Genomic DNA, 24,774 nt, shown 5'->3' with positions numbered 1-24,774 from the left:
CAAAGAGGCGTTACCACGCAGAGCGTGGGAACGATCGGGTCCGTCAGGAGAACAATAAAAATGATCTTCACCCAGGAACACGAAGCACTGCGTCGCACGGTCCGCCAATTCGTCGATCACGAGATCAATCCTCATGTCGAGGAATGGGAAAAGGCCGGACGCTTCCCGATTCACGAGATCTTCCGCAAGGCCGGCGACCTCGGCCTGCTGGGGATTTCCAAACCGGAACAGTTTGGCGGCATGGGGCTCGATTACAGCTATTCGATCGTCGCCGCCGAAGAGTTCGGCACGACTCACTGCGGCGGGATCCCGATGTCCATCGGCGTGCAGACCGACATGTGCACGCCTGCTCTCGCCCGCTTCGGCTCCGATGAATTGCGCGAAGAATTCCTCCGTCCGGCGATTACCGGCGAACAGGTCGGCTGCATCGGCGTCTCCGAAGTCGGTGCCGGTTCCGACGTGGCCGGATTGAAAACCACCGCCCGCAAGGACGGCGACGACTACGTGATCAACGGCAGCAAAATGTGGATCACCAACTCGCCGAGCGCCGACTTCATCTGCCTGCTGGCCAACACCTCGGACGACAAACCGCACATCAACAAGTCGTTGATCATGGTGCCGATGAACACCCCGGGCATCAGCCTCAGTTCGCACCTGGACAAGCTCGGCATGCGCAGTTCGGAAACCGCCCAAGTGTTTTTCGACAACGTGCGCGTGCCGCAACGCAACCGCATCGGCCATGAAGGTGCGGGCTTCATGATGCAGATGCTGCAATTCCAGGAAGAACGTTTGTTCGGCGCGGCGAACATGATCAAGGGCCTGGAATATTGCGTCGACAGCACCATCGAGTACTGCAAGGAGCGCAAAACCTTTGGCAGCGCGCTGATCGACAACCAGGTCATTCACTTCCGCCTGGCCGAACTGCAAACCGAAATCGAATGCCTGCGGGCGCTGGTCTATCAGGCCACCGAGCAATACATCAAAGGTCAGGACGTCACGCGCCTGGCGTCGATGGCCAAACTCAAGGCCGGGCGCCTGGGCCGCGAAGTCAGCGACAGCTGCCTGCAATATTGGGGCGGCATGGGCTTCATGTGGGATAACCCGGTGGCCCGCGCTTACCGTGACGTGCGCCTGGTGTCGATCGGCGGCGGGGCCGACGAAATCATGCTGGGGATCATCTGCAAACTCATGGGCATCCTGCCGGGGAAAAAGAAATGAGCGCCCTGCCGATTTGCCAAACCTTGTTGTTGGAGTCGCATAACGGCGTGCTGCACATCACCCTCAATCGCCCGGAAAGCCGCAACGCCATGAGCTTGCAGATGGTCGCCGAACTACGCGCGGTGCTGGCAGCGGTGCGTGATGATCGAGCCATTCGGGCGCTGGTGATCGGCGGGGGCGGCGGGCATTTTTGTGCCGGCGGCGACATCAAGGACATGGCCAATGCCCGGGCTCAAGGCTCGCAGGCCTATCGCGACTTGAACCGAGCGTTCGGCGCACTGCTGCAAGAGGTGCAACACGCGCCACAAGTGGTGATCACGGTGCTGCAAGGCGCGGTGCTCGGCGGTGGATTGGGGCTGGCCTGCGTCAGCGATGTTGCGCTGGCTGATCACCTGGCGCAGTTCGGTCTGCCGGAAACCAGCCTCGGTCTGCTGCCCGCGCAGATCGCGCCGTTCGTGGTCCAGCGCATCGGCCTGACCCAGGCGCGCCGACTGGCACTGACGGCGGCGCGTTTCGATGGCACCCAGGCGCGGCGCATGGGGTTGGTGCATTTCGTCGAGCATGACGCGCAAGCCTTGGCCGAGCGCCTCGATGAAATCCTCGCCCATGTGTTGTGCTGCGCGCCGGGGGCGAATGCCACGACCAAAAAACTGTTGCTGGCGAGTGCGGGACAGCCGTCGGACGCCTTGCTGGATGAGGCGGCCGAATGGTTCAGCGAAGCGGTGACCGGGTCTGAAGGGGTCGAGGGGACGATGGCATTCGTGCAAAAGCGTAAACCGGGCTGGGCCCTTTAAAAGCTTCGCGGGCAAGCCTCGCTCCTACAGATATCACCGACTGTAGGAGCGAGGCTTGCCCGCGAAGAGGCCATCACTTTCACCGCATAACTTGAGAGAAGACCCAATGCCCGGACTCAGCAAAATCCTGATCGCCAACCGCGGCGAAATCGCCTGCCGCATCCAGCGCACTGCCCACGCCCTGGGCTACCGCACCGTTGCCGTATTCAGCGATGCCGACGCCGACGCCTTGCACGTCCAAATGGCCGATGAAGCCGTGAGCATCGGCCCGGCCCCGGTGCAGCAGTCCTACCTGAACATCCCGGCGATCATCGACGCCGCCCGGCGCAGCGGTGCCGACGCGATTCACCCCGGCTACGGATTCCTCTCGGAAAACGCCGAATTCGCCCTCGCCTGCCAAACAGCCGGCATCACTTTCATTGGCCCGAGCCCCGAAGCGATCGAGTTGATGGGCAGCAAACGGCTGTCGAAACTCGCCATGCTCGCGGCCGGCGTGCCGTGCATCAAAGGCTATCAAGGCGCCGAACAGGACGACGCGACCCTGAGCCGCGAAGCCGAGCGCATCGGCTACCCGCTGATGATCAAGGCCAGCGCCGGCGGTGGCGGACGGGGCATGCGTCTGGTGCACAGCGCTGGCGATTTGCTGGAACAGCTGCGAACCGCGCGCTCCGAAGCGCTGCACGGATTTGGCAGCGACGAACTGATCCTCGAACAAGCGCTGATCGATCCGCGCCATGTCGAGGTCCAGGTATTTGGTGACCAGCATGGCAACCTGATCTACCTCGGCGAACGCGACTGTTCGATCCAGCGCCGCCACCAGAAAGTCATCGAAGAAGCGCCCTGCCCGGTGATGACCACCGAGTTGCGTCAGGCCATGGGTGAAGCGGCGCTCAAGGCCGGTCGTGCGGTGAATTACGTGGGCGCTGGCACCGTGGAATTCCTGCTGGATACACGCGGGCAGTTCTACTTCCTCGAGATGAACACCCGCCTGCAAGTGGAACACCCGGTAACAGAACTGATCACCGGCCTCGATCTGGTGGCCTGGCAACTGCACGTCGCCGAGGGCCTGCCGCTGCCTTTAAAACAGGAAGAGGTGCAGCTCAACGGGCATGCCATGGAAGTGCGTTTGTACGCCGAAGATCCGGCTCAGGGCTTTTTGCCGCAAACCGGTCGAATCGAGGCGTGGGAACTTGCGTTGCAAGACGGTGTGCGGATCGATCATGGCTTGATCGAAGGCCAAAACATCAGTCCGTTCTACGATCCGCTGCTGGGCAAATTCATCGCCCATGGCGCGACCCGTGAAGAAGCCCGGCGCAAACTGTTGCGGGCAGTGCAGGACAACGTGCTGCTGGGCGTGCAAAGCAATCAGCGCTTGCTCGCCAGCCTGCTGCAACACCCGCAGTTCATCAGCGGCGAATTCAGCACAGGGTTCATCCCGAACTGTTTTGCCGACCATCCCTGCCTGCATCCATCAGTACCGAGCGACGAAGAACTGGCCATTGCAGCTGCGCTGTTCTATCACGCTTCGGCGCACGTTCATCCCGCCCCGCTGGCCGGTTGGCGAAACAACGCCAGCGTGCCCCTGCACTTTCAAATAGGCCTGGGGGATCAGGACTGGGGGGTGGAATTGAACGCAGCGCCTGACGCACCGTACCGGTTGTACGTCGGCAGCCGAACCCTCGAATTGAAGGTCATCCAGTGCGACGGGCACTGGGCAACACTGATGATTGACGGCATCCGCCAACGCCATGCCTACCGCCTCACGGCCGGGCAACTCTGGCTGTTCACCCGTCCCGGCAGCCTGCGACTGGTCGATCGCACCCAAGCGTTGGTCAGCAGCCAGGCCAGCGTCAGCTCCGGCACCCTCAAGGCACCCATGGACGGGGCGATCGTCGACGTGCTGGTCAGCGAGGGCAGCCCGGTCAGTAAAGGTCAGCTGCTGCTGGTGCTCGAAGCGATGAAAATGGAACACCCGCTCAAATCAGGAATCGACGGGGTGCTTAAACGCTTGCAGGTCCGGGTCGGCGATCAGGTGAAAAATCGTCAGATTTTGTTGGAGGTCGAATAAGCCGCTAGGCGGATCCGTCGGCTTTGGCTACGCTCAAGCCCTATCAGGACGCGGATACCAGGAACCCTGCGATGCCTCACTGGCTGGTGATCGATCTGGAAGCCACCACCGATGACGGTGGCTGGCCAGTAACGGAAATGGAAATCATCGAAATCGGTGCCACTCTGGTGGACCGAAAAGGACGCGAAGTGGATTATTTCCAGTGCTTCGTACGGCCATTGCTGCGGCCGCTGCTGACGCCGTTTTGCCGGGAACTGACGCACATCACACAAGCTAACGTCGACGCAGCGCAAACGCTGAGCGAGGTCTGGCCGTCATTCGAGCAATGGCTCGGGCGCCATCAATCGGTTCTGGAGGGCTGGGCCAGTTGGGGCGATTACGATCGCAAGCAACTGCTTCAGGAATGGCAGCGACTGCAACTGGACAGCGTTCTTGGTCGCGTGCCGCACATGAATCTCAAACAGCGCTTTGCCAAGGCCCTACGCCTGGAGCGCCCGCTGGGACTCAATGGGGCCCTGCAACTGGTGGGCATGCAGTTCAATGGCCAACAACATCGGGCACTGGAGGACGCGCGCAATACGGCGCGTTTGTTGCCACAGGTTTTCCCCCAGGAGAGGTGACGGCATTCGAGGCCTTGTGCATACTGGCCGGCCCTTTTTAGCCCTTTTCGAGGAATCGCCCATGTTTAAAGTCAACGAGTACTTCGACGGCACCGTCAAGTCGATCGCCTTTGGCACCGCTGAAGGTCCTGCGACCATTGGCGTCATGGCTCCGGGCGAATACGAATTCGGCACCAGCCAGCGCGAAATCATGCACGTGGTGACCGGCGCCCTGACCGTCAAACTGCCTGACAGCAGCGACTGGGAAACCTTCGCCGCCGGCAGCCAGTTCAACGTGCCGGCCAACAGCAAGTTCCAGCTGAAAGTGGCCGTCGACACCGCTTACCTGTGCGAATACCGCGGCTAAAACCCCGGGGTTTCACAGCGACAAAAAAATGCCCGCGTCCTTTTGGGACGCGGGCATTTTTCATTCAGTCTGTTTATTCCAGGATCGTCACCGGCATACCGACTTCAAGTTGGCCGTTGCTGTCATTGACCAGGTTCTGCCCGAACATCGCGCCGTCGGCCTCGGAACGGTACTTCTGCAACGTGGCCAGAGGTTCGCGATCATCGCTGCGCTGACCGGTTTGCGGGTCGATGGTGGTCAGGATGCAGCGCGAACAGGACTTGACCACGCGGAACTCGACATCGCCGATGCGAATGCGCTTCCAGCTGTCTTCGGCATACGCCTCGCTGCCCTCGATCACCAGGTTTGGTCGAAAGCGCAGCATTTCCAGCGGGCGTCCGACCTTTTGCGAGAGGTCCTCCAAGGATGCCTGCCCGATCAGCAGCAGCGGGAAGCCATCGGCGAAGGCCACCTGATCGTCGTCCTTGCCGTAGCCCGCTTGCGTGGTGCGCGCGCGATCCAGAGGAATTTGCACCAGTCGCGTCGGCTTTCCGATGAACTCACTGACCCAGGCGCCGGCCTCATCACCGGCATCGGGCACCCGCAGACTGTCTTTGAAGATCGTCACGCCGCGCAGTTCAGCGTCGCTGGCCGGCAAGGCAATATCGATCACTGAGCGCCCGGGAGCACTGAGGGTCAGGCCACCACCGGCATTCCACAGCGCCGACAACTGACTCATCTGCCCCACTGCGCGCTGGGTCAGGAAGCGCCCGCTGGCCTTGTCCACGAGCATCCAGCGTCGATCACCGTCCAGCCCCAGCTTGTCGAGGCTGACCTGTTGCAGGGTCTCGCCCATGCCGGATTTCAACGGATAACGGTAAAGCGCGCTCAGACGCAACATGGCCAGCTCCCTGGTGGGCAAAAAAAGCCACCCTATACGAGCTTGATCGCCGAATCAAAGGCTGAAAACCGATCTCTGCATGCCCGGTGGGAGCGGGCCTGTGTGGCGAGGGGATTTAGCGAAACGTCGCACCGCCCCGTTCGGCTGCGAAGCAGACGCAAAACCTGCACATGATTTCCAACTGATGCGCCGCGTAAACACACTTGGGGGCAGCTGTGCCGCCCAACGGGGATAAATCCCCTCGCCACACAAACCCGCTCCCACAAGGACTGCGTCGTTATCAGGCAGGCACTTCATCGAGCATCAGGCGCTGGCGCACCACGTCGACGAGTTTGTCCGGCTGGAACTTGGAGAGGAAGTTGTCGCAGCCGACCTTCTTGACCATCGAGTCGTTGAAGCTGCCCGACAGCGACGTGTGCAGCACCACGTACAAGCCGCGCAGACGCGGGTCATTACGGATTTCGGTGGTCAGGCGATAGCCGTCCATTTCCGGCATTTCCGCGTCGGTAAAGACCATCAGCAGTTTGTCGGTCATCGACACGCCCGTATCAGCCCAGGCCTTGAGCATGTTCAGCGCCTTCAAGCCGTCGCTGGCGATGTGCATCTTCACGCCCAACTGGCCCAGGGTGTCGCGCAATTGCGACAGGGCTACGTTGGAGTCGTCCACCAGCAGCACTTCACGACCGCGAGCGCGTTCCAGCACCGGGTCATCGAGTTTCTCGCGCGAGACCTTGGCGTTGTACGGCACGATTTCGGCCAGGACTTTTTCGACGTCGATGATTTCCACCAACTGATCGTCGACCTTGCTGATGGCGGTCAGGTAATGCTGGCGGCCGGCGCTGGTGGGCGGCGGCAGAATGGCTTCCCAGTTCATGTTGACGATGCGGTCCACGCCGCCCACCAGGAACGCCTGCACCGAACGGTTGTACTCGGTGACGATGATCGTACTGGTAGGGCTCGGCACCAGCGGACGCATGCCGATGGCTTGGGACAGGTCGATCACCGGCAACGTCTGCCCACGCAGGTTGACCACGCCGCAGACAAACGGATGGCGCTGAGGCATCAGGGTCAGCTTCGGCAGTTGCAACACTTCCTGCACTTTAAAGACGTTGATTGCGAACAATTGCCGACCGGCCAGCCGGAACATGAGAATTTCCAGGCGATTCTCACCCACCAGTTGTGTGCGTTGGTCTACCGTGTCGAGAATGCCGGCCATTAATGACTCCTGAGCTTGTACTGATGAATTCACTAAAGTGGGTTATCGGCTGTTTTTGCCAGATCTTGACCCTGAGACAAAATGCCACGATCGGGCATTGATGTCACATTAACATCATGCTTTACTGGCGCAGTAATTTCATCTGCTCCATCCCCTGCGGCGCGACCTCGGTTTGCACGTTAGGTTCCCCTGTGTAAGGGATTCCCCTAGTAACAATCAGGCCCAACCTGATATTCGCAATATCCAATAGCCATTAATGTGACGCCATTCTCATTGCATGAACGGAGTCAGGCTTTTGTGTGCGATCGCAGGTAAGTGGCCATCCACCCTCTCGAGTTCCCCAGCCTGCACCCAGGCCTGCCGGAGCGCGATCTCATGCCGGCACGGCAGCGTCGGGTCGCAGGACGTCTTCGTCGACACACACGACATCCCCTCATTTGACATGACGTTGTGGAGATAAGCATGCCGAACGACCCTAAACAGTGGGCTCAGCGCTTTCCGGAGTTCCTCGTCGAGGCAGAAACACTCCTGGCCAAATCGGAGGAGTGCCTTAGCCATCTGCAGTTGATCAGCAATGACAAGGACGCAATCGATTGCATGCTCAGCAGCCTCCTCAAATTGGCCAGCAAGGCCGATGCTCTGGCACTGGAAGCGGTATCCGAATTTTCGCTGCACATACACGGCTTGCTGAACCACGCCCAAAGTCACATGGAACTGCACGACCAGGCTCTGGGTGCGCTGAAGGACTGCTTCACGCTGATGGCCTGGCAACTCGAACTCATCGATCAAACCACCGGCCAACTCAGTCTGGATGACAGTGAACAGACTTCCCTGATCGAAGCTTTTGCTTTTCAGGTAGGACAAAGCCATTTTCAGTTACCGGTTAATTCCAAACCGTTCACGCTCGTTACCTATTCGGAGCGACAGGCTTAATTAGCCAGATAACAATGCCGTGTTGCGTATTCTTATTGCCATGATGCCGCTCATTAACTTGAGTGCGCTCATGTCGCAATTGAATATTTCATATCTGTCAACGACAGCTCGATACAAATAAACTACCCCTCCTTCGTAAACTTTTTCCATTGTGGAACTATCGTCCAGAGCTTTTAATTCCTGACCGAATAGACATATATAGCAGACGCGACCGACGGTATCTTAAGTGGTATTATGCCGACCATTAGTTGACGCCAATTAATGGCAAAGTGATTCCAGATGAGAGCGGCCCGAAAAGTTAAAGGCTGTAGTTTCAACCCTGGACTGCACTGCTTGAGACGAGTCACTACAGATTTTCAGACAGAGACCCGTCAACCACGATGGCCGGTCTGCCCGCAGCGAACATCCATTGGCTCCATCCGCTATGTACGCCAGTCTCAAGTCAATCACCCTATGGCCACCCTCCCAAAAAAACGCGCGGCGGTTCACGCTATTGCTGTGCACCAGTTCGGTACTTGGCAGCCTGCTGGTCTTCAGCCTGTCCGTTCCACTGCCGTTGAGCCTGCTGGTACTCAGTATTGCGGCGCTCGCCTGCGTCTGGGTGCAACATTTCCTGTCGCGCAAGTCGATAAAATTTCAGCCGCAAGAGCTGGCCGACCGCCTGCTGGAAGTACAGGAAAATGAACGCCATCGGCTCAGCCGAGAACTGCATGACGACATCGGCCAGTTGCTGACCGCTGCAAAACTTCAAAGTGAATGGCTCAAACGCCGGATGCCTGAAGACATGCAGGGCCAGTGCTCGGTGCTCTGCGACACACTGGACGAAACCCTGGCCAAAGTTCGTGATGTCTCTGCCATTCTCCATCCCAGGCAGTTGGCCAGTCTCGGGCTGGAAGCCAGTTTGCGTGCGCATCTGCTCAAGACCCTGGCCAATACCTCAGTGCACTGGAGCCTTGAATGCCATCAACGTTTGACCGGCATACCCGAAGAAATGGCGGTGGCCGCCTTTCGGATCACCCAGGAAGCGGTGACCAATATCCTGCGTCACGCCGAAGCGAACAACCTGTTGATCCGCCTGCAACGCATGCCCCAGGGTCTGGCGCTGTTAATCAGCGATGATGGCCTGGGGTTCGCGCCAGCAGCAGATCCCGGTCGAGAGGGACAGCGCGGGATGGCCGGGATGGTGGAACGGATCGATCAACTGGGCGGTACCCTGGCCGTGATCAGCGAGCCGGGCAAAGGCACTCAAATCGAAGCACTCTTTCCCTGGGCGCCCCGTGCGCTCGAACGGGCCAGTACGAATAAGGTTATGCATTGACTTGTAACTTACTTCTGGTGGATGACCACTCGCTTATCAGGGCAGGCGTGCGCGCTCTGGTGCTGGATATTCCTGGCTACGCGGTTATTGGTGAGGCCAATGACGGCTCGCAGTTACTCGAGATGGTCGAGAAGCTGTCGCCGGACATTGTGCTGCTGGATATCTCCATGAAGGAGACCGGTGGCCTTGAAGCCTTGCAACGACTCAAGCGGGTACGCCCGCAAAGCAAGGTGCTGATCCTGTCGATGCACACCGACCCCGCCCTCATCATGCAGGCGCTTGAGTCCGGTGCTCATGGCTATTTGCTCAAAGACACCACGGCCACCGAGCTGGAACATGCCCTGGATGCCTTGCGCAATAACGAACGCTACCTGAGCCCGGCCATTGCCCACACGGTCATCAACCAGGCGCTTATACGCAACCAGAAACTTCAGCCCGAGCCTGCGGACTCGCACAATCTGACGGCCCGTCAGCTGGAAATCCTGCGACTGATTGTTCGCGGCAAATCCACCCGGGAAATCGCCAATGGCCTGGGCCTCAGTATCAAAACCGTCGAGACCCACCGCTCGCAGATCATGAAGCGCTTGCAGATCTACGACGTGGCCGGCCTGGTACTGTTTGCCGTGCGCGAGCAAATCATCAGCCTGGACGACTAGCCGTATTCGAAGCACTCAGCAGCGGCGAGTTCTCCGGCAGATGCACGCGCAATGCCGCTGGACGCGCCGAAAACCTCAGGCTCTCGCCCTCAATGGGTTCGCCATCCAGATTAATGTAAAGGCCTTCCGAGACCTTGATCTCGACCCACGGCAGGCGAGCTCGCACAAACATGTTGTCGATGCCGAAGCCATCGGCCAGCAGCGTTTTCAACGTACCGACCAACTCCTGCGGCGCAGGCAAAATGCTGATATCCAGCAAACCATCGTCAGCCAGTGCCTCCGGGCACAGCACGTGACCGCCGCCAGCCTGCCGACCATTGCCGATCCCCAACGCCAATAGCTCACCGCTCCAATGAAAGTCCGGCCCCTGCAACTCGCCGTAGGCGGCATGCAACTCGCTGAAGCGCGATAAGCCGGTGAACAGATAGGCGGCGCCCCCGAGGACTTTTTTCAAGTCCTCCGACGTATTCGCCGTGACCTGGCTACCAAAACCGCCGGTGGCCATGTTCAGGAAGACCTGACCGCCAACCTCCCCCAGATCGATCGCGTGCGGGGCAGCGTCCAAAAGGTCCAGCGCCAGAGCGGGTTCCAGGGGCACACCGGCGGCGCGAGCAAAATCGTTCGCGGTGCCCAGCGGCATCAGCACCAGACTGGCCTGCGTCGAATGCGCTGCCATGGCATCGGCGATATCACGCAACGTGCCATCACCGCCTCCGGCAATCAGTTGCGTATAGCCTGCGTTCAGGGCTTCTTCCACCAGCCGCTGCGCATCACCCGCCTCCCAGGTCAGTCGGACCGCCAACTCCCAGCCCTGCTCGCGTTTAACGTCGACGGCGGTGCGGACCTCTTCGTTGAGTGCCTGCTTGCCGTGCAAAATCAACAGCGCCTTGCGCTCACTCATTGTTGTCGCTCCCATAATTGGAATCCGTATGGGAGATGTTGACCTCGCCAACCCCTATAAAAGTTGCAAGGAATTGAATTTTTTTGACGCGCGCAGTCTCTCGGTCCTACAGGGGGGGATATTTTCTTACAAGATGTGAGGAATCGGCTCAATTGACCTACCTTGGCGATTGGTACACCTTGGTGTCCGAGGTATCAGTCATCAACAGTAAATACACAGGGATGTGCAAGCAATGAGTAGACCCTCTTCAAGGGCCGCACGAAGCGCAATCATCGATAGTGTCGGCCAGCCAAAGGGCTTTAAAGCGAGGAGCGTTTTAGTCCATGCAAAGTCATGACATCAGGTTACCCCTCAGTCAGGTCGCGCCATTGCCAGAAAGTCGCGCCAATCATCAGGCTGAATTCAATAACAGCGCAAAGCCCGCCGGAGGAATTGATATGGAACCTCGCGTCATTGAACTCGAGACACACCTCAAATACATCCGAAGAGACATGGAAGAGGTCCGTGGCGATGTAAAATCCATCAAACACAGGTTGGCCTATTCAGCGGGAGGAACAGCCGTTGTCCTGGGGCTGCTGGGCTGGGTCGCCAACAGCCGCTTCGATCAGGTCGTGTCACTTCTGGCGCGTTAAACGCTAGCCCTGCACGCAAGTCCCGGAGCGATCAACCGGGCTTGCGTGGCAAGACTGTGGTCGTGATCAGCCCAGGACTTCGCTAAGCGGAATGAAGTTAACGTGATCGCCTTCGATCAACGTGCGGTCTTCCAGCACTTCAACCAGGCCATCAGCCCAGGCGGCACTGCGAAGCACCCCAGAGCTCTGGTTTTTGTAGATGATTGCCCGACCATTCTCCAGGCGCCCACGCAAATACTCTCGGCGATTTCCAGCCTTGGGCCAGTCGAACCCTGCCGGCACCTGAAACTTCAATGGTTCAACCTCTTTTACACCTTGGCGGCGCAAGAGATAGGGCCTGGCCAACAGGGCAAACGTAACCAGTGTCGACGCAGGGTTGCCGGGCAAACCAATCACAGGCACGCCGCGAAAATGACCGAACGTCAGCGGCTTGCCTGGTTTGATGGCGAGTTTCCACAGGGTCAACTCGCCCTCTTCGCGCAAGGCGATGCCCAGAAAATCGGCCTCCCCCACAGACACACCGCCGGTAGAAAGGATCAGGTCGACATCCTTCAACTCGCCAAGGCGGGCACGCGTGGTCGCTAAATCATCAGGAAGAATACCGGCATCGATCACCTCACAGCCCAAGCGCTGCAACCAACTGCACAGCAATACGCGATTGCTGTTGTAAATCTGTCCCGGCCCGAGGGTCTGCCCCGGCTCTATCAATTCATCCCCGGTGGACAGGACGGCAACACGAACCTTACGCACCACGTCCAGCTCAGCACATCCCAGCGAGGCGGACAGGCCTTGCTCGATAGGCCCAAGGCGCGTGCCCGCCGGCAAAACAAGCTCACCAACGGTGGTTTCCTGGCCTTGTGGCCGAATGTTTTGACCCGCAGCCATCGTCTCGTTAAAACGGACGAGCTCATCCTCCTGGACCTCGGTGTTCTCCTGCATCTCGACGCAATCGGCACCTGCCGGCACAGGCGCGCCGGTAAAGATCCGGGCACAGGTACCAGGCCTCAACGCTTCGGGTGCCTGACCGGCAAAAATCTTCTGACTGACCACCAACGGTTCTCCCGTCCAGTCAGCGATGCGCAAGGCATAGCCGTCCATGGCACTGTTCGGCCAGGGCGGCAGATCAAGCGTCGAGACGAGGTCGTCGGCCAGTATGCGACCTTGAACCTGCGCCAACGGCAAGCGCTCACGCTCACGTATCCTTGATGACTCAGCCATTTCCAGTAAACGCGCCAATGCCACCTCGACAGCCATCAGGCTGCCGGTTTTGCCGGGCTTACCCACGGGATTCACAAGGCTCGGCCTGTTTCAGGTGAGCGACGAAATTGCAGGGACGGTGCCGCGAATCCAGCTGTTCGGCGAGGATGCCATCCCAGCCAGTGCGCACAGCGTTGGTCGATCCCGGCAAACAGCAGACCAGCGTGCCATTGGCCAACCCCGCCAAGGCGCGAGACTGGACAGTCGAAGTGCCGATGTCCGCGACCGAAATCTGCCGGAACAGCTCTCCAAAACCGTCGACCTGCTTGTCCAGCAGGCAACTCACCGCTTCCGGCGTGCTATCGCGCCCCGTGAATCCTGTACCGCCGGTGATCAACACCACCTGCACGACATCATCGGCAATCCAGGTGGCGACTTGCGCGCGAATTTTGTAGAGGTCATCTTTAAGCAAAACCCGAGCGGCCAGGTAATGACCGGCATCGCTCAAGCGGTCGACGAAGACCTGTCCTGACGTATCGGTTTCCAGGGTGCGAGTATCGCTGACAGTCAACACCGCGATGTTGAGCGGCGCGAAAGGTACATCAGCCTTGGCTTTCATAGGCTCGTCCAGTTGTAGGATAAACAGCCCGGTGTTATATCACAGCGCCCCGTTTTTTCGCCGCCCCCATGGAGACTTGCCATGACCTCGACTACACATTTGCCGCCCTGCTCCATTCTGCTCCTGGCTGGAGGCCGAGGCCAACGCATGGGCGGTCAGGACAAGGGTTTGCTGGAATGGCATGGCGAGCCGCTGATTGCGCATCTGCATCGCAAGACCCGTGCGCTGAGCGACGACCTGATTATCTCCTGCAACAGGAACCTGGAAAAATACGCGCCTTACGCCGACCAGTTGGTCCATGACGACGAAGGTGACTTCCCGGGCCCCATGGCCGGCATTCGCGCTGGCCTCAAGGCCGCCCGCCATCCCTATCTGCTGGTGTTGCCGTGCGATGTGCCGCGCATCGACGCAGCCCTGCTTCACAGCATGCGCGACACCGCCCGCCAGCATCCGGCCAAACCGCTGATGCTGCGCCACAACGAACACTGGGAACCGCTGCTGTGCGTTATCCCCACGGCACTCTCGGCAGCGTTCGAAAGTGCCTGGAAAGACGGCGAACGCAGTCCGGGTCGCCTCATGCGCAAAATGGGTGCTACCGCCCTGCAATGCCCCGACAACGACCCTCGCTTGGCCAACCTCAACACGCCAGAGCTGTTAAGTGCACCCAACACTGTGTCAGACTGACACGAGAAGGAACTTGCGCGCGTTGTATACGTCTCAAGCTCAGTTACCAAAAGAATTCATTTTCGGAGACACACTCATGACTCAACGGACCCTCGCCACTTTCATGCTCGCACTGGGCCTCGCGACCCTCGCCGGTTGCGCCTCGCCTACAGTGATCACCTTGAATGACGGTCGCGAAATCCAGGCCGTCGACGCGCCAAAATACGATGAAGAATCGGGTTTCTACGAGTTCGAACAGCTGGACGGCAAACAAACCCGCATTAACAAGGATCAGGTTCGTACCGTTAAAGAGTTGTAATCTTTACGGCACCACCGGATACAGAAAAGCCCGCTTATCGCGGGCTTTTTCATGCCTGAAGCATTGTGATCACCATTGCAGGGTGATGGTGCTCTCGAATTCACGTTGCTGGCCAGTGACCGGGTCGACAAACCGCAAGCCCTGAGCCAGCAGCTTCAAGGGATTGGCATAGTCATCCTCGACATCCTTAAGCACCTGCGGGTAGAACGGGTCGTTGCAGATACTGGCGCCCAAAGCAGTCATGTGTACCCGCAGCTGATGTTTTTTGCCGGTCACCGGGTAAAGTCCATACCGCCAGAGATCGCCATTCTTCTCACGAACCTCGACTGCCGTCTCGGTGTTACTGACGCCCGGACCTTCCTGCATGCGAAAGAACGGCTCGCCATCGACCAGCCGACTTTTATGAACCAATGGAAAGGTCAGCTCAGGCAATGCACGGGCGATTGCTTCGTAGCGTTTTTCGATATTCCGTGTAGGAAATAATGATTGGTAAGCCGAGCGACTCTCGGGGTTCGCTGAAAACAACACCAGTCCCGCCGTATGCCTGTCAATGCGATGTAAAGGCACCAGATGCGGGTTATCCAGTCGACGGATAAGCCGTCGCAACAACGTCTGCTCTACGTATTCGCCAGCAGGCGTCACTGGCAGAAAATGCGGCTTGTCCGCCACCACCAGGTGTTCGTCGGCGTACAGGATCGACTCGACCACCGGGATCGGTTTTTCGTCCGGTACCTCACGGAAGTAATGAATCCGCAGGCCTTCCTTGTAACGCAGATCAAGAGCAATCGGTTGACCGTGCCCGTCAAGCACGCGACCGCGAGCAATTCTGTCCAGCCATTGTTCACGACCGATAGCGCTGAAGTGTTCGCACAGGCAATCGAGCACGGTCTGCCACGGCCCCGACGGCAAGTAGAGCGTGCTGGCCTGGTTGTGCGCAGCAGAAAAAGATGAAGTGGACATACGAACGCTCTGACCCTCAATACAGGGCAGCATTATCCAGCAGTGGCCGGAACGGACCTAGAGAAGAATCCTCACGCCGGTATCTGCGTGCGCGCCGCCGCCTCGGTGAACTCCTTGAGCCAGCGCAACACATCGACCGCTTCCCAGCGACCGGGATCATAAAGCGCATACAACAACCCCTGATAACCCACGACATCCAGCTGCCGGTGATAACCCGCGCGCTGGAACAACGCTTCGATTTCGGCAAAACAGGTATTGAAGTGCAATTTGTTGAAGGGTGTTTTTCCTTCCAGGACCAAACCATCTAGACGCAATTCGAGGACAGCTTCGCGCACCACATCCGCCGACATCCGGTTCACGCTGTTCTTCAATTGTTCGACATTGACCAAGGCTCATCCCTCTGACTTCCGGGATCGCTTGCCCAAACCCGAAACAGGTAAAAGCACGGCAGGCGATCAGAATAACTGTACAGGCATACAGTAACTCAATAATCAGCCTTTCGCCAATGCATGAAACGTGGCGCGCGACGGACGGGAGCGATGCCGACAGCGCAAGGGATCAGCGTAAGAACCCTACAACCTGATCGGCATCGAATGGCCAATCAAGCTCTGCGCCGTTATCAAAACGCTTCAGTACCGGAATACGTAAACCGTATTTTTCGACCCAGTCTTCGTTTTCTGCAATATCGACCAGTTCTACCAGCAAACCGTGCTCGACAAACTCCATCAGCATGGCTTCAGCGACTTCACAGAGATGGCAACCAAGGGTGCCCAAAAGCTGACATTCAGGAGGCATGACAACAAGACCAGACAAGTTAGGCGTTCATTCTAGGCCCGCCAGCAACCGCAGTCGAGCCAGTGCACCAGACGTTTGGGCAGCGGCCGATTTCAAAAGATTTCGGCAAACCCCTGACTCAAATCATTCATGCGCAATCTCATTTACGCGATGCTCGCGGCTATTTTGCCTCTACGCTTGAGTAGCCAGCCCCATCACCGGAGTTTTTAGTGTTTGCCAACCTCTTGATCATCCTCGCCTCCTCCCTGGTGGTGATTGCACTGTTCCAGCGCCTGCGTCTGCCACCGGTGCTGGGCTATCTGTGCGTAGGGCTGATGATCGGGCCGACGGCGTTCAACTGGGTGAATGAAAGCGAAGAGTTGCCAGACCTTGCAGAACTGGGTGTGGTGTTCCTGCTGTTCTCCCTTGGGCTGGAGTTTTCCCTGTCGAAAATGGTCGCGCTGCGTCGAGTGGTGTTTGGCCTTGGCAGCCTGCAAGTGTTGGTGTCCGGGCTATTGATGGGGGCATTGCTGATCCTGTTCGGCATGTCGACGACGCCTGCTCTGTTACTCGGAGCCGGCCTGTCGCTGTCGTCCACCGCCATTGTCAGCAAGGAGCTGGGCAGCCTCGGCGAGATCTTCAGCAGTCACGGTCAGAACGCCATTGCCGTGCTGCTGTTCCAGGATGTGGTGGCGGTGTTGCTGTTGACCCTGGTGCCAGTGTTCGCCGGCAACAGCGATCAGGCCTGGTATTGGGCATTGCCGATAACGTTGGGCAAAACCTTGGTGCTGTTCGTCGGTCTGCTAATGGCCAGTCGCTGGGGGCTGCCGCGGCTGTTCCACGAGGTCGCTGCCGCCCGCTCTGCGGAGCTGTTCGTGCTGCTGGCGCTGGTCATCGTATTATTGACAGCGTGGCTGACTCACCTACTCGGCCTCTCCCCTGCCTTGGGCGCATTTCTCGCCGGCATGCTGCTGGGGGAAAGTCACTATCGGCATCAGATCGAGGCGGACATCCGCCCGTTCCGCGACATCTTGCTCGGGTTGTTTTTCGTCAGCATCGGCATGCTGATCGACTTGCAGCTGTTTGCCAGCCACGGCCTGCTGATCCTCGGCCTGACGCTTGGGTTACTGCTAATCAAGGGCGCAGTGGTCGCGTTGTTGGTCAAATGGCGCGGCAGCGACGGCGAAACCGCCTGGCGCAGCGGCCTGGCATTGGCTCAGGGTGGCGAGTTCTGCTTTGCGCTGATGGCACTGATGCAGCAAAACAAAATGATGCCCGCCGACTTCGGAGGCCTTCTACTGGCCGCGACATTCTGCTCAATGCTGGTTACCCCCTTGCTGCTACGCGCGGCGCCCCACCTTGCGACACGCCTGCATCGCAACCCCAACGAAGAAGTCAAACTGGCAGAAATCAGCGCGCTCAACGCCGATTTGCACAACCACGTCGTGATCTGTGGCTACGGTCGCGTGGGGCAGTCCATCGGCCGAGCGCTGCGTAATGCGCTGCAACCTTACCTTGCACTGGACACCGATCCGGTGCGTGTCCAGGAAGCCGCCGTCGGTGAAACCTGTGTGCATTACGGCGACTCGCGGCGCGGTGAACTGCTGCTGGCGGTAGGGCTGGCGCGCGCCAGGCTGCTGGTGATTGCGGTCGACCAGACCGACATCGCACTACAGATTCTCCAGCAGGCGCGCCGATTGAACTCAACCGTTCCGATTCTGGTACGCACCCGGGACGACAGCCAGTTGGCCGAGTTGAAAGCGGCCGGCGCCAGCGAAGTCGTTCCCGAACTGCTGGAGTCGAGCCTGATGCTCGCCTCCCACGCACTGATCATGCTGGGCCTGCCCGCGCATCAGGTACAGGAGCGGGCCGACCAGATACGGCATGACCGCTATCGTCTGCTGCACGGCTTTTATCCTGGGAGCGACGATGAAGAAAAGTGAGTCAGTCCTGGCTCACGGCGCCGATCTTGTGCACCGACAAGTCAGCGCCGTAATACTCCTCTTCCTGGCTCAGGCGCAGACCATGCAACGCCTTGATCACGCCATACACCACAAAACCGCCGAGCAGCGCCACGATCACCCCCAACGAGGTGCCGATCAATTGGCTGATCAGGCTCACCCCGCCCAAACCACCCAATGCGCTCTGGCCGAAGATGCCGCAGGCGATCCCCCCCCAGACACCGCACAAACCATGCAACGGCCAGACACCCAGCACATCGTCGATGCGCCATTTGACCTGAGCCGCGGTGAAGCACCAGACAAACAATGTCCCGGCGATCACACCCGTGATCAGCGCGCCCACCGGGTGCATCAGGTCGGAACCGGCACAGATTGCCACCAACCCGGCCAGTGGGCCGTTATGCAGAAACCCCGGGTCATTGCGCCCGACAATCAGCGCCGCCACGGTGCCGCCGACCATGGCCATCAGCGAGTTCACCGCCACCAATCCGCTGACGCCTTGCAGCGTTTGTGCGCTCATGACGTTGAAGCCGAACCAGCCAACGATCAGGATCCACGAACCCAATGCCAGGAAGGGAATGCTTGATGGTGCGAACGCCACCAGTCGCCCTTCGCGATAGCGCCCTTGCCTTGGCCCGAGCAACAACACCGCCGCGAGCGCCAGCCATCCGCCCATGGCGTGCACCACGACGGAGCCCGCGAAGTCATGGAAGCTGGCGCCAAAACGCTCCAGCAACCAGGCTTGCAGTCCGAAGTTGCCGTTCCAGATCATGCCTTCAAAGAAAGGGTAAATGAACGCGACGATCAGCGCCGTCGCACACAACTGCGGGACGAATCTGGCGCGCTCGGCAATGCCTCCGGATATGATCGCGGGAATCGCCGCAGCAAAGGTCAGCAGAAAGAAAAACTTCACCAGCCCGTAGCCGTGATCGGCGTTGATTACCGCCGCCGGTTGCATGAAGGTGACCCCGTAGGAAATCCAATAGCCTATAAAGAAGTAGGCCAGGGTCGAAATCGCGAAGTCGCTGAGGATCTTCGACAAGGCGTTGACCTGGTTCTTTTGTCGAACCGTACCGACTTCAAGAAAGGCGAAACCGGCGTGCATGGCCAGAACCATGACTGCACCGATAAGGATGAACAACGTATTGGAGCTATGGACCAGACTGTCCACAGCGCTTTGCAGATTTTCCATGGAGTTGGCAGACCTGAAGGCTAAAAAAAGCACCAAAGAGGTTCGCGTATCCCGTTTACGCACCAAGTTGCGGCCCATCAGGATCAACGCGTTGATACCGATGAACCGCTTTGGCGCACAAAGCCGGAACCTTCACGCGAGTTATGATTGTTTGAATCAGGATTTTCCTGAAATCATGCCCGGCAACAGCGCAACGGCGCGGGCTGATGCACCATGACATAGCAAAAGTTGTACCAGTCATTTGTACTGAACCTTCACACACGGCTCATACTCGAACGCTTCAGAAGCCACTTACGGAGATCACCAATGGCCAGCATCAAAGCAAAGACTGCTCAAGAAATCCTGATGAACGATTTTCAGACATTGGTCAGCGACACTGAACGGTTGCTGGAACACACCGCGACCTTGGCTGGCGATCAGGCCGATGAGCTGCGCAGCCAGATTCACGAAAGTCTGCTGCGCGCCCGCGAAACCTTGAAGCTGACCGAAGATTCACTGCGCGAACGCGGCCAGGCCGCCGTGACCGCTGCGGAAGATTATGTTCAGACCAATCCGTGGCAATCGGTCGGGATCGCGGCGGGCGTCGGCTTTCTGATTGGCCTGCTGGCTACTCGGCGCTGATATGTCTATCGGTGAATCCAGCTCGTCCGCGACGGGCACAAGCTCTTCATCGCGGCGCCTGGGTGCCGCTTTTCTTGGACTGTTGCACAGCCATGTCGAACTGTTCGGCATCGAGTTGCAGGAACAAAAAGCGCGCACTGTAAGCCTGTTGCTGTTTGCAGGCCTGGCGCTGGTCTTTGCCTTGCTGTTGCTGGTGGGATTGTCGACGCTGGTGCTGATCCTGTTTTGGGACACCTATCGTCTGCCAGCGATTATCGGGCTCTGCGTGTTCTACACCCTGGCTGCAATATTCTGTGCCATGCGCCTGAAGGCGGCGATTTTCGATGAGTCCTCGCCCTTCCACGGCACCCTGGAAGAATTGGCCAACGATAGGGAGCGCCTGCTGCCATGAGCCTGCCTGTACTGCCCCATAACAGCTCGCGCACCGAAATGCGCAAGGCACTGATACGCCTGCGCATGGAAATGCATCGCCAGGAAATTCGTCACGAATCCGCGCAACTGTTGCAACCCTTGCAGCGGGTACGCGGGATGACGCAAAACCTGCACGATGGCTTCGGCATCAAGCACGCCCCGCTCTGGGGCATGGCGGCCGTGACGCTGCTCGGTTTTCTGACCGGAAAAGGCGCCAAGAGCGGCGGTCCCAGCAGCCTGACTCGGCTGGTTCGCCTGGGTACAACGCTGGGGCCTTTGATCAAACTGGTCATGCAGGGTTCTTCGCGCAAAGACTGAAGAGCCTCTATCTGGCTGCATTCTTGCAATACCACCGGGATTAACCTCTTTATCGAGAGGTTCAATCCTGTGTGCCTACCCGGTGAGCAGGTTAATCCAAAAACAAGACCTTACTAAGGAGGCCTCGTGATCGACGGGCAACCGCTCGCCTGCTTTCAGCCATTTATCGATACTGCCACGGGTCGTATCGCGGGGGTAGAAGCGCTGGGTCGACTGCGTCAGGCAGACGGTCAACTGGCCTCGGTGGGGCCGCTGTTCGCCGACCCGCGAACGCCCGCCGTCGCCCTTCGTCGTCTTGATCGCCAGATTCGCGACAACGCCCTGAGCCGTCTGCATGAAGTGCCTTCGGACTGGTTTCTGAGCCTGAACATATCGCCACGCTGGATCAACCGCTTACGGCCGGACCAAGCGCTGCCGAGCCTCAAGCAATTGAGCCGGCACAACGTCGACCCGCAACGCATCGTTTTCGAGATCACCGAACTGAGAGGCAACATCCAGCGTCTGGCCGACGTCGCCGCACGCTATCGACAGGCTGGGGCACGGATCGCCATCGATGATTTCGGTGCCGGTTACTCGCAACTTGATCGTGTGCTGGCCCTGCAACCTGACATCCTCAAGCTCGATATGCGACTGTTCCAGGCCGCGGCATTGGGCGGCCCCAGTAGCGACGTGGTGAAGGCTCTGGCGCAAATGGCCGAGAAAACCGGTTGCTGGATCATCGCCGAAGGGGTGGAAACCGACGCTCAACTCAATTTCGCCCTGGAGTGCGGCTCACGTTACGTACAGGGATTTCTGTTCGCTCGGGCGCAGGTGGACTTCTTTGCCACCGACGCCTTTGTCGAGCGTTTCGCGCAACTGCGCCAGCGTTATGTTCAGCAGAAACTCGGCGAACGCGGTCGACTGATGACCATGCGCCAGCAACTCTGCGAACTGATGATCATCCTGCAAGCCTGGGCCCTGGCCCGTGCGCCGCTAAGCGCCTTGCCACACCTGCAGGCGTTTCCCTGGCTGTTGCGTTTCTATCAGTGCGACCGTCACGGCACCCAGTTGACGCCCAATCTGGAATGGCGCAACAACGGCTGGGAGGCCGATAACCGCTACCTGGGCCATAACTGGTCGTGGCGACCGTACTTTTATCACTTGCTGGCCGAGGGCTGGGAAGAGCGGCGCCTGACACTGTCCACGACCTACCGCGATGCCACCAGCAATCAGTATTGCCTCACCGCAGGGCAATTTTTCGACAACGGCGAGCGACTGCTGCTCATCGACATCGATGCCGCCGGGCTCTAGTTCCGCTTGCAGGCGCAGGCACGAACCCGGAAGCTAGAGGCTCAGTCACCTGACGGAGAGTCCAGCCTTGGATTGGCAAACCCTGCTTACCCGCGAACGCCTCGGAAAGCCTCTGCACAGCCCGGAAGAACTCGGCCGCAGCCCTTTTCACAAAGACCACGACCGCATCATTTTCTCGGGTGCTTTCCGCCGCCTCGGGCGCAAGACTCAGGTTCATCCGGTGTCCAGCAATGATCACATCCATACGCGCCTGACCCACTCGCTGGAAGTCAGCTGCGTGGGTCGGTCGTTGGGCATGCGCGTCGGTGAGACCATTCGTAGCGCCCTGCCCGATTGGTGCGAACCGAGCGACCTGGGGATGGTGGTGCAATCGGCTTGCCTGGCCCATGACATCGGCAACCCACCCTTCGGGCATTCCGGCGAAGACGCGATCCGTCACTGGTTCCAGCAAGCCGCCGGCCGTGGCTGGCTGGACGCCATGATCGAAGTCGAACGCAATGACTTCCTGAATTTCGAAGGCAACGCCCAAGGCTTCCGGGTGCTCACACAGCTTGAGTACCATCAGTTCGACGGCGGCACCCGACTGACCTACGCCACGCTGGGCACCTATTTGAAATACCCGTGGACGGCAAAGCACGCCGATTCATTGGGCTACAAGAAACACAAGTTCGGCTGCTATCAGAGCGAACTCCCGCTACTGGAGCAGATCGCTCTTAAACTCGGCCTGCCGCAACTGGAGGACCAGCGCTGGGCGCGCCATCCGCTGGTGTACCTGATGGAGGCCGCGGACGATATCTGTTACGCGCTGATCGATCTGGAAGACGGCCTGGAAATGGAGTTGCTGGAGTACGCCGAAGTCGAGTCTTTGCTGCTTGATCTTGTGGGCGATGATCTTCCGGAAACCTATCGCCAACTAGGCCCACTGGATTCGCGCCGGCGCAAACTGGCGATCCTCCGGGGCAAGGCCATCGAACACCTGACTAATGCCGCCGCCCGGGCTTTCGTCGAGCAACAGGACTCGCTGCTGGCTGGCACACTGCCAGGCGATCTGGTGGAGCACATGCATGGTCCGGCCAAACGCTGTGTCCTGAATGCCAAAGACATGGCGCGCAAAAAGATCTTCCAGGACAAGCGCAAGACGCTGCACGAAATCGGTGCTTACACCACTCTCGAGATCCTGCTCAATGCGTTCTGCGGCGCGGCACTGGAACAACACAATGGTCGAACACCGTCCTTCAAGAGCCGCCGCATTCTCGACCTGCTGGGCAACAATGCACCCGACCCTCACGGTCCTTTGCACACCTCGTTCCTGAGAATGATCGACTTCATCGCCGGCATGACCGACAGCTACGCCAGTCAAATGGCACTGGAAATGACCGGTCGTTCAAGCCACGGATGAGCATCTATCGATCAGCCGCATCGGGGACTCTCGAACGGCTGATCGATTTTTTGCGCATTTTTCATTCAATCGCAGCGTCAACAGAATCGCCCTACACCTTGTGCAGAGCCGACTGATCGATTGAACGGTCTGATCGCGAAATAATCACGCTCCCTCTGCACCACAGATGAAGCATGAAAAACTCTATGTTGAAAAACGATTGGCGCATCTTGCTGGTGGAAGACCATCCCTTTCAGCTCAGGGCGACTCAATACCTGCTGGAGAGTTACGGCTTCACCCAACTCACCGCAACAGACAGCGCCGAAGCCGCCTTGCAACAAATGCTCAAGGCGTCGCAGCCCTTCGACATCCTTCTGTGCGATCAATGCCTGCCAGACCTTCCCGGACTTGATTTGATCGAATTCGCCAGCCAGCGGGGAATGATCAGGCAGGCAATACTGCTGAGCAGCCTGACGTCCATTGAACTGGACGGTCTTGAAAGAATGGCCGGCGAACACGGATTGCCTTTGTTGGGCTACTTGATCAAACCCCTGAAACAATCAGACTTTAGAAACTTATTGACCTTGGCCTCATTATAAAAACACAGCAACAATCACACACTAAAAACACACATTTAAAACACAAGTAAAACACTATAAACCAACCTCTCCGACGAGCCGGACACACATACAACACTTTCACCGTTCCTCATGCAAAACCTAGTTGATCCGTAGTCCGATTCTTCTTCCCCTGTAGGAATTGTCCTAGTTTGCCACTACAGGCCCGTCAGTTCATGCCCCTCTCAACTATCTGAGCTAAGGTGCCCGCTTTATTTGAGCGCGTATGGGATTTGATTATGAACTCCGTTTTTATTGTCGACGATCACCCTGTCATCCGTCTTGCCGTCCGAATGTTGCTCGAACATGAGGGTTACAAAGTCGTCGGCGAAACTGATAATGGGGTCGACGCCATGCAGATGGTTCGTGAATGCATGCCCGACCTGGTCATTCTCGACATCAGCATCCCCAAACTGGATGGCCTGGAAGTTCTCTCCCGTTTCAACGCAATGAGTACCCCCCTCAAAACACTGGTGTTGACTGCCCAGTGCCCGACACTTTTCGGTATTCGCTGCATGCAATCTGGCGCATCAGGTTATGTATGCAAACAGGAAGACCTGAGTGAACTGGTGAGCGCAATCAAGGCAGTACTTTCAGGTTACAACTATTTCCCCAGCCAGGCCTTGAATCCTGTTCGTGCCGATGATGAGCGATACGCCGATCTGGAGTTATTCAAGTCAGTCAACGACCGGGAGTTGATGGTATTGCAACTTTTCGCCCAGGGCCGGACTAACAAGGAAATTGCCAAGGGCATGTTTCTGAGCAACAAGACTGTCAGCACCTATAAAAAACGCCTCATGCAAAAACTCAAAGCCAAGTCACTCGTTGAACTCATTGATATGGCAAAACGCAACGCGTTAGTGTGAGAGACA

Annotated in this window: 29 protein-coding genes; 20 read left to right on the top strand and 9 right to left on the bottom strand. The window is 58.4% G+C overall.

Annotated elements, in window-relative coordinates:
* The first annotated feature begins 60 nt into the window (after positions 1–60).
* The 5 genes from atuD to EYC95_RS09260 all read left to right on the top strand — a co-directional run bounded on the left by atuD (position 61) and on the right by EYC95_RS09260 (position 5,046).
* Positions 61–1,218: a citronellyl-CoA dehydrogenase gene (gene atuD, locus EYC95_RS09280; protein WP_131060079.1), complete on the top strand. Its 1,158-nt coding sequence runs from the start codon at positions 61–63 to the stop codon at positions 1,216–1,218.
* Positions 1,215–2,012 carry an enoyl-CoA hydratase-related protein gene (locus EYC95_RS09275; protein WP_131060078.1) on the top strand — a complete coding sequence of 266 codons (798 nt, stop codon included), beginning with the start codon at positions 1,215–1,217 and terminating at the stop codon, positions 2,010–2,012. Before atuD ends, EYC95_RS09275 begins: the two co-directional genes overlap by 4 nt.
* Before the next feature lie 106 nt (positions 2,013–2,118).
* A complete protein-coding gene (locus tag EYC95_RS09270; RefSeq protein WP_131060077.1) occupies positions 2,119–4,080 on the top strand; it encodes an acetyl/propionyl/methylcrotonyl-CoA carboxylase subunit alpha in 1,962 nt (653 codons plus the stop codon).
* A gap of 71 nt (positions 4,081–4,151) precedes the next feature.
* The gene (locus tag EYC95_RS09265; protein ID WP_131060076.1) at positions 4,152–4,700 is read left to right on the top strand and encodes an exonuclease domain-containing protein; all 549 of its coding nucleotides are present in this window, start codon (positions 4,152–4,154) and stop codon (positions 4,698–4,700) included.
* Between the two features lie 61 nt (positions 4,701–4,761).
* Positions 4,762–5,046, top strand: coding sequence for a pyrimidine/purine nucleoside phosphorylase (locus EYC95_RS09260; RefSeq protein WP_054614024.1), 285 nt, complete (start codon positions 4,762–4,764; stop codon positions 5,044–5,046).
* Between the two features lie 73 nt (positions 5,047–5,119).
* Here EYC95_RS09260 and EYC95_RS09255 read toward each other — a convergent pair whose 3' ends face one another.
* On the bottom strand, positions 5,120–5,926 hold the full coding sequence (locus EYC95_RS09255) for an MOSC domain-containing protein (RefSeq protein ID WP_131060075.1): 807 nt from the start codon (positions 5,924–5,926) through the stop codon (positions 5,120–5,122).
* 280 nt (positions 5,927–6,206) lie between these two features.
* A complete protein-coding gene (locus EYC95_RS09250) occupies positions 6,207–7,142 on the bottom strand; it encodes a chemotaxis protein CheV (RefSeq protein ID WP_131060074.1) in 936 nt (311 codons plus the stop codon).
* Positions 7,143–7,604: 462 nt separating this feature from the next.
* Between EYC95_RS09250 and EYC95_RS09245 the strand changes: the two genes are divergently transcribed.
* The 3 genes from EYC95_RS09245 (at position 7,605) to EYC95_RS09235 (ending at position 10,049) form a co-directional block, all read left to right on the top strand.
* A complete protein-coding gene (locus EYC95_RS09245; protein WP_131060073.1) occupies positions 7,605–8,075 on the top strand; it encodes a hypothetical protein in 471 nt (156 codons plus the stop codon).
* Positions 8,076–8,499: 424 nt separating this feature from the next.
* The gene (locus EYC95_RS09240) at positions 8,500–9,393 is read left to right on the top strand and encodes a sensor histidine kinase (protein ID WP_131060127.1); all 894 of its coding nucleotides are present in this window, start codon (positions 8,500–8,502) and stop codon (positions 9,391–9,393) included.
* Entirely contained in the window at positions 9,390–10,049 is a 660-nt protein-coding gene (locus EYC95_RS09235) for a response regulator transcription factor (protein WP_131060072.1), read from the top strand. The genes EYC95_RS09240 and EYC95_RS09235 overlap by 4 nt, the downstream gene beginning before the upstream one ends.
* Here EYC95_RS09235 and yegS read toward each other — a convergent pair.
* A complete protein-coding gene (gene yegS / locus EYC95_RS09230) occupies positions 10,033–10,950 on the bottom strand; it encodes a lipid kinase YegS (RefSeq protein ID WP_131060071.1) in 918 nt (305 codons plus the stop codon). The two genes, EYC95_RS09235 and yegS, sit on opposite strands and share 17 nt — an antisense overlap.
* Positions 10,951–11,273: 323 nt before the next feature.
* On the opposite strand from yegS, the gene EYC95_RS09225 reads away from it, so the two are divergent.
* On the top strand, positions 11,274–11,582 hold the full coding sequence (locus EYC95_RS09225; protein WP_131060070.1) for a hypothetical protein: 309 nt from the start codon (positions 11,274–11,276) through the stop codon (positions 11,580–11,582).
* A 66-nt stretch (positions 11,583–11,648) separates the two neighbouring features.
* Here EYC95_RS09225 and glp read toward each other — a convergent pair whose 3' ends face one another.
* Together glp and moaB are read right to left on the bottom strand one after the other, a co-directional pair.
* A complete protein-coding gene (gene glp / locus EYC95_RS09220; RefSeq protein WP_131060069.1) occupies positions 11,649–12,875 on the bottom strand; it encodes a gephyrin-like molybdotransferase Glp in 1,227 nt (408 codons plus the stop codon).
* On the bottom strand, positions 12,859–13,398 hold the full coding sequence (moaB, locus tag EYC95_RS09215; RefSeq protein WP_131060068.1) for a molybdenum cofactor biosynthesis protein B: 540 nt from the start codon (positions 13,396–13,398) through the stop codon (positions 12,859–12,861). Before moaB ends, glp begins: the two co-directional genes overlap by 17 nt.
* Before the next feature lie 81 nt (positions 13,399–13,479).
* On the opposite strand from moaB, the gene mobA reads away from it, so the two are divergent.
* Together mobA and EYC95_RS09205 are read left to right on the top strand one after the other, a co-directional pair.
* Entirely contained in the window at positions 13,480–14,082 is a 603-nt protein-coding gene (mobA, locus tag EYC95_RS09210; protein WP_131060067.1) for a molybdenum cofactor guanylyltransferase MobA, read from the top strand.
* Positions 14,083–14,158: 76 nt separating this feature from the next.
* A complete protein-coding gene (locus EYC95_RS09205) occupies positions 14,159–14,380 on the top strand; it encodes a YgdI/YgdR family lipoprotein (RefSeq protein WP_131060066.1) in 222 nt (73 codons plus the stop codon).
* A gap of 69 nt (positions 14,381–14,449) precedes the next feature.
* Here EYC95_RS09205 and EYC95_RS09200 read toward each other — a convergent pair whose 3' ends face one another.
* From EYC95_RS09200 to EYC95_RS09190, 3 genes are all read right to left on the bottom strand, one after another.
* Entirely contained in the window at positions 14,450–15,340 is an 891-nt protein-coding gene (locus tag EYC95_RS09200; protein WP_131060065.1) for a pseudouridine synthase, read from the bottom strand.
* A 71-nt stretch (positions 15,341–15,411) separates the two neighbouring features.
* On the bottom strand, positions 15,412–15,729 hold the full coding sequence (locus EYC95_RS09195) for a transcriptional regulator (RefSeq protein WP_131060064.1): 318 nt from the start codon (positions 15,727–15,729) through the stop codon (positions 15,412–15,414).
* A gap of 169 nt (positions 15,730–15,898) precedes the next feature.
* Positions 15,899–16,135: a glutaredoxin family protein gene (locus EYC95_RS09190; RefSeq protein WP_131060126.1), complete on the bottom strand. Its 237-nt coding sequence runs from the start codon at positions 16,133–16,135 to the stop codon at positions 15,899–15,901.
* A gap of 209 nt (positions 16,136–16,344) precedes the next feature.
* Here EYC95_RS09190 and EYC95_RS09185 point away from each other — a divergent pair, with 209 nt between their 5' ends.
* A complete protein-coding gene (locus EYC95_RS09185) occupies positions 16,345–18,057 on the top strand; it encodes a monovalent cation:proton antiporter-2 (CPA2) family protein (protein ID WP_131060063.1) in 1,713 nt (570 codons plus the stop codon).
* Position 18,058: 1 nt separating this feature from the next.
* Here EYC95_RS09185 and EYC95_RS09180 read toward each other — a convergent pair whose 3' ends face one another.
* A complete protein-coding gene (locus EYC95_RS09180) occupies positions 18,059–19,267 on the bottom strand; it encodes an ammonium transporter (RefSeq protein WP_131060062.1) in 1,209 nt (402 codons plus the stop codon).
* Between EYC95_RS09180 and EYC95_RS09175 the strand changes: the two genes are divergently transcribed.
* The 8 genes from EYC95_RS09175 to EYC95_RS09140 all read left to right on the top strand — a co-directional run bounded on the left by EYC95_RS09175 (position 19,266) and on the right by EYC95_RS09140 (position 24,768).
* Positions 19,266–19,484: a hypothetical protein gene (locus EYC95_RS09175; RefSeq protein ID WP_131060061.1), complete on the top strand. Its 219-nt coding sequence runs from the start codon at positions 19,266–19,268 to the stop codon at positions 19,482–19,484. The genes EYC95_RS09180 and EYC95_RS09175 overlap by 2 nt on opposite strands.
* Positions 19,485–19,573: 89 nt before the next feature.
* Positions 19,574–19,888, top strand: coding sequence for a YqjD family protein (locus EYC95_RS09170; RefSeq protein ID WP_090186370.1), 315 nt, complete (start codon positions 19,574–19,576; stop codon positions 19,886–19,888).
* A gap of 1 nt (position 19,889) precedes the next feature.
* Positions 19,890–20,279: a phage holin family protein gene (locus EYC95_RS09165; RefSeq protein WP_094468343.1), complete on the top strand. Its 390-nt coding sequence runs from the start codon at positions 19,890–19,892 to the stop codon at positions 20,277–20,279.
* Entirely contained in the window at positions 20,276–20,617 is a 342-nt protein-coding gene (locus EYC95_RS09160) for a hypothetical protein (protein ID WP_131060060.1), read from the top strand. The genes EYC95_RS09165 and EYC95_RS09160 overlap by 4 nt, the downstream gene beginning before the upstream one ends.
* Before the next feature lie 126 nt (positions 20,618–20,743).
* Positions 20,744–21,907: an EAL domain-containing protein gene (locus EYC95_RS09155; protein ID WP_131060059.1), complete on the top strand. Its 1,164-nt coding sequence runs from the start codon at positions 20,744–20,746 to the stop codon at positions 21,905–21,907.
* Between the two features lie 67 nt (positions 21,908–21,974).
* Complete coding sequence (locus EYC95_RS09150) at positions 21,975–23,306, top strand: deoxyguanosinetriphosphate triphosphohydrolase (RefSeq protein WP_131060058.1); 1,332 nt, start codon at positions 21,975–21,977, stop codon at positions 23,304–23,306.
* Positions 23,307–23,491: 185 nt separating this feature from the next.
* Positions 23,492–23,884, top strand: coding sequence for a response regulator (locus EYC95_RS09145; protein ID WP_131060125.1), 393 nt, complete (start codon positions 23,492–23,494; stop codon positions 23,882–23,884).
* 257 nt (positions 23,885–24,141) lie between these two features.
* Complete coding sequence (locus EYC95_RS09140; RefSeq protein WP_094468347.1) at positions 24,142–24,768, top strand: response regulator transcription factor; 627 nt, start codon at positions 24,142–24,144, stop codon at positions 24,766–24,768.
* Positions 24,769–24,774: the final 6 nt, after the last annotated feature.

The sequence above is a fragment of the Pseudomonas sp. BGI-2 genome (genome assembly GCF_004310295.1).
Lineage (GTDB): Bacteria > Pseudomonadota > Gammaproteobacteria > Pseudomonadales > Pseudomonadaceae > Aquipseudomonas.
The sequence above is the reverse complement of the archived record's forward strand: the minus strand, read 5'-3'. Positions and strand labels throughout refer to the sequence as shown.

Coding starts and splice junctions, on each gene's coding strand:
- atuD (WP_131060079.1), top strand. CDS start 61: ATGATCTTCACCCAGGAACACGAAGCACTGCGTCGCACGGTCCGCCAA.
- EYC95_RS09275 (WP_131060078.1), top strand. CDS start 1,215: ATGAGCGCCCTGCCGATTTGCCAAACCTTGTTGTTGGAGTCGCATAAC.
- EYC95_RS09270 (WP_131060077.1), top strand. CDS start 2,119: ATGCCCGGACTCAGCAAAATCCTGATCGCCAACCGCGGCGAAATCGCC.
- EYC95_RS09265 (WP_131060076.1), top strand. CDS start 4,152: ATGCCTCACTGGCTGGTGATCGATCTGGAAGCCACCACCGATGACGGT.
- EYC95_RS09260 (WP_054614024.1), top strand. CDS start 4,762: ATGTTTAAAGTCAACGAGTACTTCGACGGCACCGTCAAGTCGATCGCC.
- EYC95_RS09255 (WP_131060075.1), bottom strand. CDS start 5,926: ATGTTGCGTCTGAGCGCGCTTTACCGTTATCCGTTGAAATCCGGCATG.
- EYC95_RS09250 (WP_131060074.1), bottom strand. CDS start 7,142: ATGGCCGGCATTCTCGACACGGTAGACCAACGCACACAACTGGTGGGT.
- EYC95_RS09245 (WP_131060073.1), top strand. CDS start 7,605: ATGCCGAACGACCCTAAACAGTGGGCTCAGCGCTTTCCGGAGTTCCTC.
- EYC95_RS09240 (WP_131060127.1), top strand. CDS start 8,500: ATGTACGCCAGTCTCAAGTCAATCACCCTATGGCCACCCTCCCAAAAA.
- yegS (WP_131060071.1), bottom strand. CDS start 10,950: ATGAGTGAGCGCAAGGCGCTGTTGATTTTGCACGGCAAGCAGGCACTC.
- EYC95_RS09225 (WP_131060070.1), top strand. CDS start 11,274: ATGCAAAGTCATGACATCAGGTTACCCCTCAGTCAGGTCGCGCCATTG.
- moaB (WP_131060068.1), bottom strand. CDS start 13,398: ATGAAAGCCAAGGCTGATGTACCTTTCGCGCCGCTCAACATCGCGGTG.
- mobA (WP_131060067.1), top strand. CDS start 13,480: ATGACCTCGACTACACATTTGCCGCCCTGCTCCATTCTGCTCCTGGCT.
- EYC95_RS09205 (WP_131060066.1), top strand. CDS start 14,159: ATGACTCAACGGACCCTCGCCACTTTCATGCTCGCACTGGGCCTCGCG.
- EYC95_RS09200 (WP_131060065.1), bottom strand. CDS start 15,340: ATGTCCACTTCATCTTTTTCTGCTGCGCACAACCAGGCCAGCACGCTC.
- EYC95_RS09190 (WP_131060126.1), bottom strand. CDS start 16,135: ATGCCTCCTGAATGTCAGCTTTTGGGCACCCTTGGTTGCCATCTCTGT.
- EYC95_RS09175 (WP_131060061.1), top strand. CDS start 19,266: ATGGAGTTGGCAGACCTGAAGGCTAAAAAAAGCACCAAAGAGGTTCGC.
- EYC95_RS09180 (WP_131060062.1), bottom strand. CDS start 19,267: ATGGAAAATCTGCAAAGCGCTGTGGACAGTCTGGTCCATAGCTCCAAT.
- EYC95_RS09170 (WP_090186370.1), top strand. CDS start 19,574: ATGGCCAGCATCAAAGCAAAGACTGCTCAAGAAATCCTGATGAACGAT.
- EYC95_RS09165 (WP_094468343.1), top strand. CDS start 19,890: ATGTCTATCGGTGAATCCAGCTCGTCCGCGACGGGCACAAGCTCTTCA.
- EYC95_RS09160 (WP_131060060.1), top strand. CDS start 20,276: ATGAGCCTGCCTGTACTGCCCCATAACAGCTCGCGCACCGAAATGCGC.
- EYC95_RS09145 (WP_131060125.1), top strand. CDS start 23,492: ATGTTGAAAAACGATTGGCGCATCTTGCTGGTGGAAGACCATCCCTTT.
- EYC95_RS09140 (WP_094468347.1), top strand. CDS start 24,142: ATGAACTCCGTTTTTATTGTCGACGATCACCCTGTCATCCGTCTTGCC.